General features: G+C 61.4%; 13 protein-coding genes and 1 pseudogene. 6 read left to right on the forward strand and 8 right to left on the reverse strand.

The window, feature by feature from the left end; translation table 11 throughout:
• Positions 1-376: 376 nt before the first annotated feature.
• Positions 377-910, reverse strand: coding sequence for a Cu(I)-responsive transcriptional regulator (cueR, locus tag GH769_RS00300; protein WP_153649395.1), 534 nt, complete (start codon positions 908-910; stop codon positions 377-379).
• A gap of 15 nt (positions 911-925) precedes the next feature.
• Positions 926-3,412 (reverse strand): heavy metal translocating P-type ATPase, encoded by a 2,487-nt coding sequence (locus GH769_RS00305; protein WP_372242400.1) that lies wholly within the window; start codon positions 3,410-3,412, stop codon positions 926-928.
• A gap of 242 nt (positions 3,413-3,654) precedes the next feature.
• Between GH769_RS00305 and GH769_RS00310 the strand changes: the two genes are divergently transcribed.
• Positions 3,655-4,011 (forward strand): metalloregulator ArsR/SmtB family transcription factor, encoded by a 357-nt coding sequence (locus tag GH769_RS00310; RefSeq protein WP_153649397.1) that lies wholly within the window; start codon positions 3,655-3,657, stop codon positions 4,009-4,011.
• 123 nt (positions 4,012-4,134) lie between these two features.
• On the opposite strand, the gene GH769_RS00315 is transcribed toward GH769_RS00310, so the two are convergent.
• The 6 genes from GH769_RS00315 to GH769_RS00340 form a co-directional block, all read right to left on the reverse strand.
• Entirely contained in the window at positions 4,135-4,374 is a 240-nt protein-coding gene (locus tag GH769_RS00315; RefSeq protein ID WP_256670272.1) for a hypothetical protein, read from the reverse strand.
• A 291-nt stretch (positions 4,375-4,665) separates the two neighbouring features.
• Positions 4,666-5,118, reverse strand: a complete 453-nt coding sequence (locus GH769_RS00320) for a hypothetical protein (RefSeq protein ID WP_256670273.1) — start codon at positions 5,116-5,118, stop codon at positions 4,666-4,668.
• Positions 5,118-8,264, reverse strand: a complete 3,147-nt coding sequence (locus tag GH769_RS00325; RefSeq protein WP_153649398.1) for an efflux RND transporter permease subunit — start codon at positions 8,262-8,264, stop codon at positions 5,118-5,120. The genes GH769_RS00320 and GH769_RS00325 overlap by 1 nt, the downstream gene beginning before the upstream one ends.
• Before the next feature lie 13 nt (positions 8,265-8,277).
• Positions 8,278-9,369, reverse strand: coding sequence for an efflux RND transporter periplasmic adaptor subunit (locus GH769_RS00330; protein WP_256670274.1), 1,092 nt, complete (start codon positions 9,367-9,369; stop codon positions 8,278-8,280).
• Positions 9,370-9,389: 20 nt separating this feature from the next.
• A complete protein-coding gene (locus GH769_RS00335) occupies positions 9,390-9,941 on the reverse strand; it encodes a hypothetical protein (protein ID WP_153649400.1) in 552 nt (183 codons plus the stop codon).
• A gap of 73 nt (positions 9,942-10,014) precedes the next feature.
• Positions 10,015-11,304 (reverse strand): TolC family protein, encoded by a 1,290-nt coding sequence (locus GH769_RS00340; protein ID WP_153649401.1) that lies wholly within the window; start codon positions 11,302-11,304, stop codon positions 10,015-10,017.
• Positions 11,305-12,098: 794 nt separating this feature from the next.
• Between GH769_RS00340 and GH769_RS00350 the strand changes: the two genes are divergently transcribed.
• The 5 genes and pseudogenes from GH769_RS00350 to GH769_RS28925 all read left to right on the forward strand — a co-directional run bounded on the left by GH769_RS00350 (position 12,099) and on the right by GH769_RS28925 (position 17,486).
• Complete coding sequence (locus GH769_RS00350; RefSeq protein WP_153649403.1) at positions 12,099-13,127, forward strand: cation diffusion facilitator family transporter; 1,029 nt, start codon at positions 12,099-12,101, stop codon at positions 13,125-13,127.
• Positions 13,128-13,170: 43 nt separating this feature from the next.
• Entirely contained in the window at positions 13,171-13,548 is a 378-nt protein-coding gene (locus GH769_RS00355) for a helix-turn-helix transcriptional regulator (RefSeq protein WP_153649404.1), read from the forward strand.
• Positions 13,549-14,079: 531 nt separating this feature from the next.
• Positions 14,080-14,343 (forward strand): hypothetical protein, encoded by a 264-nt coding sequence (locus GH769_RS00360; RefSeq protein ID WP_153649405.1) that lies wholly within the window; start codon positions 14,080-14,082, stop codon positions 14,341-14,343.
• A 169-nt stretch (positions 14,344-14,512) separates the two neighbouring features.
• A pseudogene (locus tag GH769_RS00365) lies at positions 14,513-17,199 on the forward strand (heavy metal translocating P-type ATPase).
• Positions 17,200-17,309: 110 nt separating this feature from the next.
• Positions 17,310-17,486: a hypothetical protein gene (locus tag GH769_RS28925; protein ID WP_256670277.1), complete on the forward strand. Its 177-nt coding sequence runs from the start codon at positions 17,310-17,312 to the stop codon at positions 17,484-17,486.
• Positions 17,487-17,495 lie beyond the last annotated feature (9 nt).

Genomic DNA, 17,495 nt, shown 5'->3' on the forward strand with positions numbered 1-17,495 from the left:
TATTTATTTGCGGCTGGTGAAAACAATACTTAAACATTCGATTAGGCTTTTGTTTTTGTTGGAGGTGCGCAGTAAAGCGGGTTGGTGTTGGCTCTCCTTAAATCAGCTTCTCCTATAAGCTGTAGTTAATACAGGTCTTCGGAAATGTGTACGTCTTCCGTATATTCGCGTGGTACGGATGTTGGCATGCGATCAAGTCTTGGCTGGGCCTTAACTAATTTATCTCGCTCAGGAACATTTTTTTGCGGATCTGCTTGTTCTTAACACCGTACCCGGCATCAGTGATGGTCAGTCACTCCAATAAAACTCGAAGAAGTCATATTTGCACTCATTGGGCTAATTGATTTTGACTAACAAAGCACATCCGTGTCTGCAATCACCAATTCAATGTAAAGCGACAAGGTGTTTTCGGGGATTCTTCTTCTGGATCGTCAATGCGAGTTCTCTTCAACCGCCGCTGATCGGTTTGCGCACGTCGCAGCACGGCGCCGGTACGCGTTTCGAGCTTATCGTCTGTGGCATCGGGCTGCTCCAGCGTGCGAAGAATCGAGCATTCGGACTGTTCGTCGCCGGCACAACACTGGATCTGCGCCTGGAGCGTCTCGGCCATCCGCAGCATGCTTTCGATACGCTGCTCCAACTCGTCGATGTGCTGCTGGGCCAGGCGCTTGACGTCGGCACTCTGGCGTGATTTGTCATTCCACAGTTCCAGTAGAGTCGTAATCTCAGCCACCGAGAAGCCGAGGTCGCGCGCGCGGCCGATGAAGCGCAGCCGGTGGACATCATCCTCGGTATAGGTGCGGTAGCCCGAATCGGTGCGGTCAGCCGGAGGGGTCAGGCCGATCTGCTCGTAGTAGCGGATCATTTTGGCGGAGACCTTCGAGGCCTTAGAAGCTTTCCCGATGTTCATGGTATTCCTCCTTTCTCATTGAGCGGTGTCTGCCGCCAGCGGCGGCTGGAAGCGGCGAAGTCGCAGCGCGTTGCCGAGCACGAACACGCTGGACAGCGCCATTGCGCCGGCAGCGAAGATCGGCGAGAGCAGGACTCCATAGGCGGGGTACAGCACGCCCGCGGCCACCGGGATCAAGGCCGTGTTGTAGCCAAACGCCCAGAATAGGTTCTGGCGGATGTTGCCGATGGTGGCCTTGGACAGCGCGATAGCATTGGGCACGCCCTGCAGATTGCCCGACATTAGCACCACGTCCGCCGATTCCACTGCCACGTCGGTGCCGGTGCCGATCGCCAAGCCCACGTCGGCCTCGGCTAGCGCTGGGGCGTCGTTAATGCCATCGCCCACATAGGCGATTTGGCCGTGGCTGGCCTTCAGCCGTCGCACGGCTTCGACTTTACCCTCGGGAAGCACTTCGGCTACCACCTCGTCGATACCCAGTTGCTGGGCGATGGCCTGCGCGGTACGCGCATTGTCGCCGGTGATCATCGCCACCTTCAGGCCGAGTTGGTGCAGCGCGGCGATGGCCGCGGGCGTGCTGGACTTGATCGGGTCGGCGACGGCGATGATGGCTGCTAGCCTGCCGTCGATCGCGGCGTACAGCGGCGACTTGCCCTCGTTACCCAGGCGCTCGGCGGTGCGGGCGAAACCGCCCACGTCCAGACCCAGCTCACGCATGAATCGATCGGCCCCGACCTCGACGCGGGCACCATCCACGGTGGCACGCACACCCATGCCCGTGACCGAATCGAAGTCCGTCATGATAGGCATCGCGATGCCACCCTCCACGGCCGACTCAACAATGGCGCGCGCAATCGGATGCTCCGAGCGCGATTCCACGGCGGCCACCTTCGCCAAAACCTGGTTGCGGTCAAAGCCCTCGGCAATCTCCAAGTCGGTAAGAACAGGGCGACCTTCGGTCAAAGTGCCTGTCTTGTCCACTGCCACCACCTTGGCGCCCTTGAGCAACTGCAGCGCTTCGCCCTTGCGGAACAGCACGCCCATCTCGGCTCCACGGCCGGTGCCGACCATGATGGAGGTCGGCGTGGCCAAGCCCATGGCGCACGGGCAGGCAATGATCAGCACTGCCACGGCATTGACCAGCGCGAAAGACAGCGCCGGCGAAGGGCCTAACACCATCCAGACCAGGAAGGTCAGGACGGCTGCCAGCATCACGGTGGGCACGAACCACAGCGTCACCTTGTCCACAACGGCCTGAATCGGCAGCTTGGAGCCCTGCGCCTGTTCGACCATGCGGATGATTTGCGCAAGCATGGTCTGCCCGCCCACGGCGGTTGCTCGCAACGTCAGCGCACCCTTCTGGTTGACGGTACCACCGACCACCGTACTGCCTTCCGCCTTCTCGACCGGGATTGGTTCGCCGGTGATCATCGACTCGTCCACGAAGCTACGGCCCTCGGTCACTTCACCATCGACCGGTACGCGCTCGCCCGGGCGCACTTCTACGATGTCGCCCAGGGCCACGTCATTGATCGGGATCTCTACGACGCGGCCGTCTCGTACCACGTGCGCTTCCTTAGCCTGCAGGCCCGCCAGGCGCTTTATGGCTTCGGAGGTGCGGCCCTTGGCACGCGCTTCCAGGAAGCGGCCCAGCAGGATCAGCGCCACGATGACGGCAGCAGCCTCGTAGTACACGTTCACGGTGCCGGCTGGCAGCAGGCCGGGCGCGAAAGTGGCGACCATGGAGTAGCCGAATGCCGCGGCCGTTCCGACCGCGACCAGCGAGTTCATGTCGGGGCCCAGACGGAACAACGCCGGAACGCCCTTCTCGTAGAAGCGCCAGCCCGGAATGGCAAGCACCAGCAGGGTAAGCAGGAACTGCAAGTACCAGCTCTGCTGGATACCAATAGTAGAAGCCACCCACTCGTGCATGCCAGGAATCATATGCGAGCCCATTTCGAGCACGAATACCGGTAAGGCCAGTACCGCCGCCAATATCAGGTCACGCTTGAGTTTGGCGCGCTCTGCATCCTTCTTCTCGGCAGCTTCCTCGTCGGCCTGCGCGCTGGTATCGACCGGGCTGGCTTCATAACCGACCTTTTCGATGGCCGTGACAAGTTCCGCTACAGCGGCTACGCCGCGTACGGTTGCCCGTTCGGTCGCAAGGTTGACCGTGGCCTCAGTGACGCCCGGCACGGCCTTGAGTGCCTTTTCGACGCGGCCCACGCAGGATGCGCAAGTCATGCCCTCGACCGTCAGCTCGACGGTGCCAGCAGGCACGTCGTAGCCGACCCGCTCGACCGCCTGGATCAACGCCATGCGATCCACAGGGCCGGCCAGACGGATGTCCGCTCGCTCCGTTGCCAGGTTGACGGACACACTGTCCACGCCCGAGACCTTCGCCAGGGCGGCCTCGACTCTACCGACGCAGCTAGCGCAGGTCATGCCTTCGATGGGCAGGCTGATTGCAGCTGTGGCGCGAGCACCATTCGCCTTTACCATGCTCATAGTTGCTTCCTATAGTTAATATTCGACATGCGGGGAGGTTGGGGTTTACCATCGTGGGAAGGTCAAGCGTTTTCTTGTGCGCTGTCACGTATCAGCGTTTATCCTGCGCACGGGGTAACGGGAGATTTTGGCTGCCAGGCTCGTCTTGGTCCCTGGCTGTGCGCACGTCCAAATGGTCGCCGCCCCCATGATCCTGAAGGCAAGATCAGCCGTTTCAGGGTAGGAATTTTTGAGAAATGACTCCACGTAAATCAGCCAGTGCCTCACCGAAGGGCCCAAGCGCCGATCTAGCATCCCTTTCACAGAATTATGTGACTATCCTGGCCGAGACATTCCGCCTTCTGGGCGACCCGTCCCGGTTGAGAATCATGCTGTCTTGTATGAAGGGTTCATCCTCAGTCGGTGACATAGCTGAAAGCCTTGAGCTCTCGCAGTCGCTGGTGAGCCATCACCTGCGGCTGCTGCGGGGGGCCCGCCTGGTTAAAGGCGTGCGCCAGGCCAAACAGATCTTCTACGAAGTGGCCGACAAACATGTGAACCAGGTGCTGCTGGACATGGCTACCCATATTGCGGAAGACCACAACGACGAGTAGTCGTGGGGCAAAGCATTCATTCCTGCGCGGTCTGCGTTCCCTGACAAGGTGCGCCCCTCAGCCAACGGCTGCGTTCGGTGAGGCAGTTGTATGCCGCTTCCAATCAATCAGAAGTTGAGCGCGCTAGTCTGCTGCCAGCGAGGCCTCCTTGAATGTCTCGGAGAGCGTCGGATAAGCAAAGCAAATGCGGGCGATGTCTTCGTTGCTGGCCTTGAAGGCCATCGAGGTGGCTGCCTCGGACACCAGTTTGCAGGCTAGCGGGCCTACCACGTGCTCGCCGAGGAACTCGTCCGTCGCAGGATCAACGATCATGTAGACGAGGCCCGTCGTGTCGGCCAGCGCGCTTGCGCGGCCATTGGTCATAATCAGAAAGGTGTGGACCCTGTAGGCAGCCTCACGTTCTTGATCTGCTGCTCGGTGCGGCCTACCCAGACGATCTCCCTGCTCATGTAAATGGCGTTGGGGGCGTGCTGAAATCGACGTGACCGTGCTGGCTACCGCTACGCCTCCCTCTTCCACGCTGCGCCCATCTAGCTGGAGTCCCGCATGATTTACATCTCCACAAGTTCTCGAGGAATTAGTGAGTATATATGTCGCGCCTTTGGTCGGATGATCGCCAGATTACATCTAGTTTCTTGACGATCACGTTGAAGACTACGGCAGAACGAACCGGACACTTCTGATATTGCCCCCGCGTTCGACTTGGACTACAGCCTTTGTATCTTTGGCCGCGGCGAAGGTTCCGATGCTTTCGAGGCGGCTTCCGTCCGCAGCAGGCGCGAGTTGTACCTTCTGCGTCTGCGAGCCATTCAGCAGCGTGAGCTTGGCCTTAGCGTTGCTTACATTGACCTGCTTGCCGTGGTCGCGCAGGTAGAGCTGCGCCGCTGCGGGCTGAACGACCAACTCGTAGTCCACGTCCTGAACCTCGGTCACGACGCCGCCATGCAGCGGCTTGTGGTCATGCGTGTGGTCATGGTCGCCTGCGGCGAAGGCCGTTACGGATGCCAGGGCGAGTGCGGTGCCTGCCGTGAAGGAACGAAAGAGAACAGACATGAAAGCTCCTAAAGGGGTGGGGTTGTTGAAATCTGGTGACGAAAGGCGTTGCATCAGAACGCCTCCGCGTCGCGGTCGTCCAGCAGGCTTTCTGCGGGCTTGCGGCCGAACAGCCAGAACATGGCGGGTGTGAGAAAGGTGTCTAGCAGCGTGGAGCTGACCAGCCCCGAGAAGATCACCACCGCGACGGGGTGCAGGATCTCGGTGCCGGGTCGGGACGCCTCGAACAGCAGCGGGGCCAGCGCGAATGCCGTGACCAGTGCTGTCATCAGCACCGGAGAGAGCCGTTCGAGCGAGCCACGCACGATCATCTTCTGGTCGAATTCCTCTCCCTCCATGCGCATTAGGTTGAGGTAGTGGCTTACCTTTAGGATGCCATTGCGCACCGAGATTCCCGCAAGCGTGATGAAGCCAATCAGGGCGGCCACGGACAGCGGCTGGCCGGACAGCCACAGCCCCAGTACCGCGCCGACCAGAGCGAGCGGGATGTTGACCATGATAAGCGCCGACAACAGCACCGATTTGTAGCGCGTGTACAGGACCACGAACATGAGCGTCAGCGAGACGATGGACAGCAGGCCCACCAGTCGCGAGGCTTCCTCCTGTGCCTGGAACTGCCCACCCAGCGTAACGAAGTAGCCCTCGGGCAGGCGCAGATCCTGAACTACAGCCCTGATGTCGGCCACCACCTCGGAAAGCGGTCGCCCCTGGGCGTTCGCCGACAGGACGATGCGCCGACGGCCGTCGTCGCGGCTGACTTGGTTGGGACCGTCACTGTCTTCGATGGCGGCAAGACGCGACAACGGTACGCGCCCCATTGGCGTGTCGATGAGGATCCGGCTCAATCCCTCGATCGAACGCGCCTGCTCGGGTAAGCGAACCACGAGCGCGAAGCGGCGATTACCTTCGATGACCTCGGTGATCTTCTCGCCTTCTACCAGGCTTTGCAACGCGGACAGGATCTGCGGTGCGGCCACGCCGTAGCGTCCCGCCGCTGCATAGTCCACATGGATCTTGATCTGCGGCGCTAGGACTTGCTTTTCGATCTCCAAGTCGGCAAGTCCAGAAATTCCGGCCAGCTTGGCGCGAAGTAGGTCCGCCTGCCCGCGTAGGACGTCGAGGTCCTCGCCGAACACCTTGATGGCGATCTGCGCGCGCACCCCCGACAGCATGTGGTCGATGCGGTGCGAGATCGGCTGGCCAATGCCGATGGAACCGGGCAAGCGGGCCAGGCGCGAACGGATGTCGGCGGTGATCTCCTCCATTGAGCGTTTTAGCTCCGAGGCGGGCAGCAGGCCCACGTCCAGTTCGCTGACATGCACGCCTTCGGCATGCTCGTCCAACTCGGCCCGTCCGCTGCGCCGGCCCACGTGTTGCACCTCCGGCACCTGCGCGACCAGCAGCTCGGCCTGCTGGGCAAGTGCCGAAGATTCGGCCAGCGTGACACCAGGATTCAGGCGCAGGCCCACCAGCAATGTTCCTTCATTGAACGGTGGCAGGAACGTGGTCGGGAAGAACGGCACCGCAGCGATAGCCAGCGTGACCGTCACAGCTGCCATACCAAGGGCGGCGCGCGGCCGCTGCAAGACTCGTCGCAGACCGCCCTCGTAGCGCGCCTTTAGCCAGGCCAGAAGCCGAGTGTCGCCGTGGTCCAGTGTTTTCATCTTGGGCAACAGGTAGTACGACAGCACCGGCGTAACCGTCACAGAGACCAACAGCGAGGCCAGCGTAGAGACGATGAACGCGATGCCGAGCGGCACGAACAGGCGTCCCTCCATACCCGGCAGCGCGAACAGGGGTAGGAACACCAGCACTATGATCATCGTGGCGTAGAGGATCGCCGAGCGAACCTCCATCGAGGCTTTGGCGACGACGACCAGAGGCGTCAGCCTACTCTTAGCGGGGCGGGCTCGGTTTTCCTTGAGGCGCCGCATGATATTCTCCACATCGACCACGGCATCGTCCACGAGGCCGCCGATGGCGATCGCCATGCCACCGAGCGTCATGGTATTGATCGACAGTCCGAAATACTGGAATACCAGCCCTGTCACGAAGATCGAGGCAGGAATCGCGGTCAACGCGATCACCAGGGGGCGCAAAGTGCCCAGGAAGAAGAACAAGATCACTGCCACGAAGACCGATGCGCCGATGAGCTTGCCATGCAGCGTGCTGATGGACGCCTCGATGAAATTGGCTTGTCGGAAGGTCACCTGCGGCTCGGCCATGCCGGCCGGCAGGGAGCCCTTCATGTCCGCCAGCGCGCTTTCGATCGAGCGGGTCAGTGCAATCGTATCGGCCGTGGGCTGCTTCTGGATGCCCAAGATCACGGCGGGGAGGCCCTCGAAGCCCGCATCGCCACGCTTGATGGCTGGTGTGAACTGAACTTCGGCGACCTGGTGCAGCAGGATGGGTTGGCCCGCACGCACCGTGAGAGGCAGATTGCGCAGGTTGTCGAGTCGGGTCGTGCGGCCCAGGTTGCGGATAAGGTATTCGCGTCCATTGACCTCCAGGAAACCGCCGGAGGTGTTCGCGGAGAAACCCTTGAGCGCCGCATCCAGGTCAGCGGCGGTAACGCCTAGCTCCGACATGCGAGTGGTGTTGGGCTGGACCTGGAACTGCCGAACCTCGCCTCCGATCGGAATGACTTGGGCAACGCCTGGTATGGCCATTAGTCGGGGACGCAGCACCCAATCCGCGTACTCGCGCGTGTCCATGGCCGACAGCGGCGGGGCCGCGCTCTTCTGTCCTGAGGGCGTGGCGCCGATGGGGATCGCGATCTGCATGATCTCTCCCATCACTGAGCTGATTGGCCCCATCGTGGGGGTGACGCCCGCGGCGAGCCCTTCCTCCATGGACGTCAGGCGCTCGGAGACCATCTGCCGCGCCCGGAAGATGTCGGTTTTCCAGTCGAATGTCACGTAGATGAAGGAAAGCCCGGCGCTGGAGACCGAGCGCACGCTCTCGACGCTGGGCAGGCCGTTCATGGCCGTTTCGAGCGGGAACGTGATGAGCTGCTCGACCTCTTCGGCAGCCATGCCGCCGGCCTCCGTCATGAGGGTGACGGTCGGCTTGTTGAGGTCGGGAAATACGTCTACCGGCGTGCGCGTCAGGGTGAACGCGCCATATGCCATCAGCACCAGCGCCCCGATGATGACCAGGAGTCGGTTTCGTAAGCTGTTTTCGAGAAGCCACTTGAACATGGAATGGTGCCCCTCAACGGACTTGATTGATCAGGGACGCGCCCTCGACAACGACGCGGTCGCCGTCCGCCAGGTTCGAAGTAACGGCGATGGATGCGCCATCCAGCGGGGTGATGTTCACGACACGCGGCTGGAAGCGCTCGGCCTGGTCTTTGACCCAAACGATGTTCTGGTTGGTGGAGTTCTTCATCAGCGAGCCGGAAGGCACGCGATAGCCCGGTATCGTCGTCGCCTCCTGCACGAAGACTACCACCGGCATACCTACCGCCAAGCGCGAGAGGCTTTCGCTGGCGCCCTTGAACAGCATGGGCAGGGCCTGCTCGCGCAGACTGCTGGCGGCGCCAATGAAACGCAGCGGCACCTTCTGGTTGCCTACCGCGAGCGTGGCACCGGCCAGGTTCTGCGCCATGGCCGGGTCGTAAGCAAGCGCCTCGATGCGCAGTTGGGTCGGATCGACCACCTCAAACACCAGTTCGCGCGCATCCACAACCTGCCCGGCGGCCGCGGGGCTGGAAGCGATAACGCCGCTGACCGGGGCCTTCAGCACGTCCCTTCCGGAGAGGCCGCCGCTCAAGGCACGAGCACGTTCGGTCAGGCTGTTCACTTCGCTTTCAGCTGCTTCGATCTCCTTACGGGGCACGGTATCCGCAAGCACGCGCAGCCGGGTCAAGCGCTTTTGCGCGAGCGCCAGGGCCGCGCGCAGCTCAGCAACCTGGGCCATCTGGCCTGAGCGCTCCAGCACGCCGCTGGCCGGTTCGATGTAAGCCAGCACCTGGCCCTGGCGCACGGACTGGCCGATCTGAGGCAGGCCATCCGGTCCGGGCACCAGTCGGCCCATCACCATGGCCTGCACCTTGCCTCCCGTGGTCGGGTCCATGATTACTTTGCCGGCCAGTTCATGGCTGCGGGCTAAAGGCTCCTGTTTGACCGGCTGGGTGCGCACACCGATCTGACGCTGCGACGGTTTCGGGAGAAACACGCTGCCATCAGGCTGACGCTGCGGGCTGTTGAAAGAAACGGCCGGCGCTTCGTCGCCGTGGTCGTGACCGTCGTGGGCGAACGCGGGAGAAGCCAGAGTCAATGCAGCCACCATGGACGTCGTCATCAGGAAACGGACGTTGTGCTTCATGCTGCACCTCGCATTGTGCCGGTAGCACGTGTGCGTCTGCGCAGAACCCACGCCAAGAAGCCGATGCCGAGGATTGTCGCACCTCCGCGCAGTACGATCACAAGGGCTGATGCAGCAGCATGCTCTTGTTCGGCGTGCTCGCCATGGACATCGAGGACGCTCGTCAACAGGTCCGATTGGCCCTGCGCGGTTACGGTGGCCATGACTGAGGTCTCGCCATCGGGCAGCGGCTCAGCCAGCTCGACCTCGAACTCTCCAACTCCGTGTGGGCTAACCTTCACCTGTTGACCACTTAGCTCGAGGGTCAACTCGCCATCTATCACCGGCCGATTGTCGGCAGCATGGTCAAGGTACAGCGTCAAGTGCTGGCCGTTCAGCACGCCCACTAGCTCGAAGTCATCGGAAACCGCGGCGAAGCGTGGAAGCGCGGCTGCTTTAGGGGCAGGAGCGGCTTCGCCATGGTCATGGCCGTCGCCGGCCCAGGTTGCATTGCTGCCGAGCAGGAGGCTAGACAAGGCAGCAGCGCGCCAGAAATAGGATTGCGACATTTCTAAGGCTCCAAAATGGTTGAGCGCGCGCCGATCAGCGCGTGCTGGAGATGTCAGTGAGGTTCCCGTTCGGTTACGGCAGCGCGCCTTGGGCCTGCAACAGGGACGAGATGGCTGCGGCGTGTTCTACCTTCGCGAGCAGCGCTGCGCGCTCTGCCTCGATGGCCTCCTGCTCGATGCGAAGTCGGGTTGGCATGTCCGTCTCGCCCAACGCGAACGACTTCTGGTAGAAAGTGAGCGTTTGTTGGGCCAGTCGCTGGCGCTCCGAGGCAGCTTGCACTTGGGCGCTGGTCGCAAGTTTGTGCGATTGGGCGGTTCGGATTTCCGAGAGTAGCCGAGTGCGTTGGGCCGCGAGCGACGATTCGGCCTCCAGTGCCTGTGCGTTGGCGCTGGACAGTTGTTCAGTGTGGCGGCTGCCCGTACCGAAGGGAATGCGCACTCCCACCGTAATTGTCTGCCTATAGCGCTCGCCGTAGCTTTCCCGCTCCCGAGTGGTCGCCAGGGTCAGCTCGGGATTGGCATACTTCTGATGGGACACCAGTTCCGCGGCGCGGCGGGCCGCCAGCGCCTTATGCTCCAGCTCCAGCAGCGCCGGGTGGTTATCCAGCGAGGCGCTGAACGGCTGTGCCGATACCGGTTGAGCTTTGAAGCTTGGCTGCTCCGGCTTTGCGGAAGCTGCTTGGGGTGGGATACTCTCGATACCGGTCAGTGCCAGCAGCGCTTCGCGCTGCGTGACTTCTTCTGCCTGCGCCATGGCAAGGGCGCTTCTGGCAGACGACAAGGCGCCATCGGCTTGATTCTGGTCGGCTTGCGCTAGGTCGCCAGCGCGAACCCGGCGGGCCACGTCTTGCGCCAACTCCCCCGCGCTGCTAGTGCGGTTCTGCGCGGCCGCCAATTCGGCATGGGCACGCTGCCAGGCCCACCATGCCTGGCGGACCTGTCCGGCTGTGCGCAGCTTGGCGGCATGCAACCGACTGGATAGCGCGAGGGTTTCCGCGTCCGCCCAGCGCGTCGACGAAGCGCGTTCACCGGGCATCCAGAGGGGAATGGCCACCCCGACTTCATATTCTCTCTGTCCGTCGCGGTAGTTGAATTGATCGGTTTTGGTGGAGGCCTCCAGTGCCATCGGACCGGCCACCCAGCGGCTGGCCGTCTCTTGGCGCGCTTGGGCTGCCTGCTGCCATTCGCGTTCTCCAGCGGCTTCTGGCTGTCGCTGCCAGGCCGACTCCCACAGTAGGACAATCATGTGGCTGTCCAGACTGGATGGTGCTTGCGGGGCGGCTACCGGCTGGGCCAGCACGGCACCGGCCCAAATCATGGATACAGCCCATATCCACCCCGTGCGCATATCTTTGCGAAGCATTCAGTCCTCCGTCAGTCCTGCATCTGCAATTGCTCGGCCGATTTTCTCCAGAGCAAGTGTTCGAGGTCGTAGAAAAGTCGCTGCATTGCGGCTTACACATGAACAATTGTACATTTATTCATATGATTGAGAAAAGAAAAACCTTCTAACGTCTGTCCACCTGCTACAGCGGGTGCGTTTGGTGTATGGAATTGCGCGGTGAAGTAGTCCTCGCTCATTGCGCAAGCGGTGAGGCAGGCTCGTTGATCCTCCTAGGGGGGATAAAATGATCGCATGATAGAGACGCACGAGCACACTATCCATTCCGACCCCGTGAAGTGGTTCAAGCGCGCCGAGGGCTACCTGTGGCACGTCATCGGGATGATCGGGGGGGGGGGGGGGCTGCCTAGGCATCACTCGCCAGACCGCGGCGGCGGAGGGTGCGGTACGGGCGGCTAAGCGCCTCCTGGTCCATGACTGCATCGACTACTGCCTGTCTAATGACGATGGCTCCGTTCTTGCCGAAATGAAGGCGCTTACCAAGCTGCTTTCAGGCCACCCGATGCTCTCCGTCCTGATGAATCGTACCTACCGCCACCTGTTCACCGCGCAGGTGATTGCGCTCGTTGGCACGAACCTGATGAGGGGGGGGGGGCGCTTGGCCTAGTGGCTGAGAGCATAGGCGCACTTCCCCGTGGCTGCGCAACAGCGCGGCCCGGCTGCTAGTTGACGGCTCGCTAAATGATTAACATGAACACATGTTCATATGTTATATTTTTTGGCGATAGTCAAACACCTAGCTGCCAGAGGTCTCCATGTCCCAATCTCACGCACATGAGCATGATCACGACCATGCCCCCACAGTTACCAGCGCCAACGAGCGCAAGGTCCTACTATCATTCTTTCTAATCTTCGGCTTCATGCTGGTGGAGGCCGTCGGCGGCGTGCTATCGGGCTCGCTGGCGCTGCTGGCCGACGCGGGCCACATGCTGACCGACGCCGTGGCGCTGGCGTTGGCTTACGCTGCCTTCCGATTCGGTCGACGAGCTGCCGACAACAAGCGCACTTTCGGCTACCTGCGCTTCGAGGTCATCGCCGGCTTCCTGAACGCCGCAACCCTGTTCGCAATCGTGGGCTGGATCGCCTACGAGGCGTGGGAGCGTCTGCAGGCTCCGCCCGTCATCTTGGCTGGCCCGATGATGATCGTCGCCGTGCTTGGCCTGCTGGTCAACGTGCTGGTGCTGTGGATCATGACGCGCGGCGAAACCGATCACGTCAACGTAAAAGGCGCCATCCTGCACGTGATGGGTGACCTTCTGGGCTCTGTTGGTGCCATCGTCGCTGGGGTCGTCATCTACTTCACCGGCTGGACTCCAATCGATCCCATCCTGTCGGTCTTGGTGGCAGCGTTGATTCTGCGCAGCGCCTGGAAGCTGCTCGCCAAGTCGATCCACATCCTGCTGGAGGGCGCACCGGAGGACGCTTCGCCCGAGAAAGTGGTGCAGGGCCTGATGAGCGCCGTGCCAGGCCTAGCTGCTGTTAGCCACGTTCACGTGTGGCAACTCACTTCCGGTCGGGCGATGGCCACGCTGCATGTTCGACCCAATGTGGACGAGGAAGCTCGGGCCGTGGTGAAGCGCGTCGAGGTGGTGCTTCAAGAGCAATTCAATATCGAACACGCCACGGTTGGAATCGACTGGAACTCGCAGGCCGACGAGAGCGTCTGCAGCCTGCAACCCACGATGGACCGTGAGGACCGCAGTGGGCATGAACATGGCAAACATAAGTATGGCGAGGGGCTCATCCACGGCCACGATCACTCCACTCCTGGTCACAACCATTAAGGTCGTGCAGGTCGGTTTGTAGTTCCCTTGAGGGTTTGAGCCCATGACGTCTCGTAAAACCACCCGCGCCGACACCGGGCGATGTTCGACCACCAGCTGCGTTGCGACCAATGATGCACTCGCACTGTCGCAAAGTGACGTCGCTGTTCTGGCTGAGACCTTCCGTCTGCTGGGCGACCAATCGCGGTTGAAAATCCTGCTGCAATGCATGCATGGGTCGGTCGCGGTGGGCGACATTGCCGAGTCGCTCGACTTGTCGCAATCCTCGGTCAGCCATCACCTGCGCCTGTTGCGCGGCGCGCGCCTTGTGCGCGGCGAGCGCCGGGCCAAGCAAATCTTCTACGGCATCGCCGATCAACACGTCAGTCAGGTGCTACAGGACATGGCTGTCCACATTTCCGAGGGCAGAAACGACGACTGAATGAGGGTGCGAATGCTGGCCGGCATGGTCTTTCAGGTGGCATGCCGTTTTTATTCGTGGGGCTTGCAACTTGGCCTGAAACTGAGGCACCTCCCCGAGCGAAAAAAAGACACACAGGCAATCTGTTGTAAATGAATGAATATATATTCATATATTATATTTTTGAACCGCTGGTTGACTGAACGAAACGTGAGCATTGTGCCGTTGTTTGTAGTATCGAGGAGTATTGATGATGTCCAAGAAATTTAGCCTCGTTGTTCTACTTTCCGCCTTCTTGCGGTATCGGCAGTCGCGCAATCACTTGACGCGGGCCTTTCGCGCGCCGGGGTCAAAGCTGATCTGGCTGCATGGCAACAGGCCGGTCTGGATAAGCTCTCTCGCGGCGAAACCGGCCCCGCTACTTTCAGTGTTGAATACCGTAAAGCCTTCAAGAAGTTCCAGCAGATTCGCCAGAGTGCCAGTTACCACCAGCCCGGCAGCCTGGCGCGAGACCAAGTACGCGCCGACTTGGTGCTTTGGCAGCGTGCTGACTTGGATAAGCTCGAAGCCAATGAAGGTGGCGCCAACACATTCGGCGCGCAAAACCGCGCAGCCTGCGACAACTATCAGTGCATGCGCGACGGCGAGAATTACCAGAAACCAACGGCGCAGACGCGCGCTCAGGTTGGGGCCAATCTAAAGGAGCGGAAATGCGCTGGCTTGGATCGTTTCTTTGCGGGTGAGCAAACCCCGGATACGTCCGGCCAGACATATCGCGTAGCGTTCCAGGACCACCAGCAGCTGCGTCAAAACTGAGAGGGGCGCGCCGCAGACTAAATCACCGACGATCGCAGGGAGAAAGACAAAAACGTTTTTTTTGTCGTATAAATGAATATGTGTACATGTGTTTTTAGGTGGGGGGGTAGTTAGATCGATCTGCAGCGCACTCCATCGTGTAAGTAACTCGGAGAAATTGGAGAATGATATGGAAATGGAAGCGATGGGCCACGAAGCTGGGGAATACCTCGGTTTTCGTATTGAAGGGATGGATTGCGCGAGCTGTGTAAGCAAGATCGAGACGGCACTCGGCCGGATAAAAGGTCTGTCGGACGTAAAGGTCAATTTTGCGAGCGAGACGCTCACGCTGAGGCGCGATTCGCAAAGCCGTGCAACCGAGGCAGACATAGCCAAGAAAATCCGCTCCTTGGGCTTCGACGTGCAGGCAATGCCCGCTTCCTGCGTGTCAGCGGTACCCGAACCGCGCCAGGTGACCCATCTGGTTGACCGTGCTGACTGCGGCAGCCACCATGACCATGTACACGATCATCCCCACGTGCACGCAAAGGCTTGTAGTGATCACCGTGGGCACGATCACGGACACAAGTATGACCACGGCCATAGTCACGAGCACGGTCCCTGCAGCGGACATGACCGTGCGCCGGCCTCTCCCGCTCGTCGGACGCCCAGCACGCCGCCTAACGTTTCCATGCGCGTCGAAGGCATGGACTGTGCCAGTTGCGTAGGCAAGATCGAAACGGCGCTCGCGCGCATGGCCGGAGTGTCCGAAGCCCGCATCAACTTCACCGCCGAAACGCTGGAGCTGACGCTCGCGTCCGGTGGCCCTACGCAGCTCGGCCACATCGAGAAGACCGTCAAGGAGCTGGGCTTTGGCGTCTCCGACGTGCGCCTCAATGACGGTTCCGCACTCGCCGCCCCAACAACGGCATCCAAGGCGCGCCGACGCTGGTGGCAGACGAAGAAAGGCAAGTATTTACTGGGCTTGGGCGGTCTCATGGGCTCAGCCTACGCGATCGCGTGGTTCATTCCTGGCTACGCTCAATGGATCTATGCCGCAGCGGTGATTGTGGGTGTGCTGCCATTCGCCCGCAGGGCCCTCGCGCTCGCCATGTCCGGCTCGCCGTTCTCCATTGAAACGCTGATGGTCGTCGCCTCGCTGGGCGCGCTCGTGATCGGCGAGGCCGAGGAAGCTGCCGCTGTGGTGTTCCTGTTCGCGGTCGGTGAACTGCTCGAAAGCGTGGCCGCCGGCCGCTCACGCGCCGGCATCAAGGCTCTGGCCTCGCTGATGCCTAAGACGGCGGTGTTGCTCGACTCGACGGGCGGGCAGCGCGAAGTGCCAGCCGCTTCCTTACGCGTGAGCGACCGCGTGCTGGTGCGTCCCGGCGACCGAGTGCCGGCGGACGGCAAGATCCTCCGCGGCGAAAGCAGCCTGGACGAATCGCCCATCACCGGCGAGTCCGTGCCGCGCCAGAAGGGCGTGGGCGCTGACGTCTTCGCGGGGGCGATCAACGTCGATGGCGCGTTTGAGGTCCAGGTCGAGAAGACAGCGACGGACAACACCATCTCGCGCATCATCCAATTGGTCGAGCAGGCCCAATCATCCAAGGCGCCTACGGCGCGTCTCATCGAGAAATTCAGCCGCTACTACACCCCCGCCGTCATGTCCATCGCGGCGCTGGTCGTGGCGGTTCCGACACTTGCAATGGGTGGAAACTGGGAAACCTGGTTGTACCGCAGCCTTGCGCTACTGCTTATTGCCTGTCCCTGCGCTCTGTTGCTGTCCACGCCGGCGGCCATCGCCTCGGGGCTTGCAGTCGCCACACGTCGCGGCCTCTTAATCAAGGGCGGAAGCGCGCTGGAAACCATTAGTCGTGTGCGAGCTATCGCCTTCGATAAGACCGGCACCTTGACTGAAGGTAAGCCCCGCATCACCGAGGTCGTGCCGTTCGGGCAGTTTGAGTATCAGAAAGTGCTGGCACTGGCAGCGGCCGTCGAATCTGGCTCCAACCACCCTCTGGCCAAGGCCATCGTGGCTCATGCCAAGAGCCTGGATGTGCCTATTCCCCAAGCCACCGACGCATCTGCGATTGCGGGTAAGGCGGTGCGTGCCACCGTAGATGGCAACTCACTTGTCGTCGGCTCCCCTGTCCATGCGGGTCTGGCGGCCATGCTGAAGGCTGAGCATCGCCAGGAGATCGACATGCTGGAGGAAGGCGGCAACACCGTGGTGGTCCTGTTCGACGAAGCCAGCAAGAATGTGCTGGGTTTGCTGGCCCTGCGCGACGAACCCCGTCGGGATGCGCGTGAAGGCGTGTCTCAGCTCAACGCCATGGGTGTGCGCGCGGTGATGCTGACCGGAGACAACCGTTGGACCGCGCAGGCAATTGCCAGCAAGTTGGGCATTGAGTGGGAAGCTGAGCTGCTGCCGCAGGACAAGCTGCGTTTGGTCAACACAATGAAGCACGATGCCAAGGTGGCGATGGTAGGCGACGGTATCAACGACGCGCCGGCCCTGGCGATCGCAGATGTAGGTATCGCCATGGGGGGGGCACGGATGTGGCGCTAGAGACGGCCGATGTCGCGCTGCTCAAGAGTCGCATCACCGACGTGGCGCACCTAGTAGCGCTATCGCGTGCGACGATGGCCAACATCCACCAGAACGTGGCGTTCGCCATTGGCCTGAAGGGCCTGTTCCTGGTCACCAGTGTGATGGGCATCACTGGCCTGTGGGTGGCCGTGATGGCCGACACCGGCGCGACGGCCCTAGTCACGCTCAATGCACTGCGCCTGCTGCGCTTCAAGGGTACGCCGGAAGTTAGTTACGGCGACGACGCCGGGCCTCCCTCCACCTTGTCCATGCAGTCTGCCCGCTAAGGCAAAACAGGGCTGGACGTTGCTATCGTTGTAACGCCTAGCCTCCACACAGATTTCTGCAGAGCGCTTCGGAAGGGCCGGAGTCCTGCATCCAAGTAAGGGTTACTTCCATGAGTAATAAAATCAGAATCATTGTGGTGGCGGGCATCATCGCAGTCGTCGGGGGGATAGCGATTGCTGCCCGCGACGCCAAGCACGAGGAGAAGGCTGCGGCGTCTCCGGCGGGCGCGCCGATGGCGCCGCAGGTGCCCGTGGCCGAGGTCATCACACGCACGGTCACGCCGTAGGCCGAGTAC

Origin of the sequence: Pseudomonas sp. CFSAN084952 (genome assembly GCF_009648855.1) — a bacterium.
Classification (GTDB): Bacteria; Pseudomonadota; Gammaproteobacteria; order Pseudomonadales; family Pseudomonadaceae; genus Aquipseudomonas; species Aquipseudomonas paracarnis.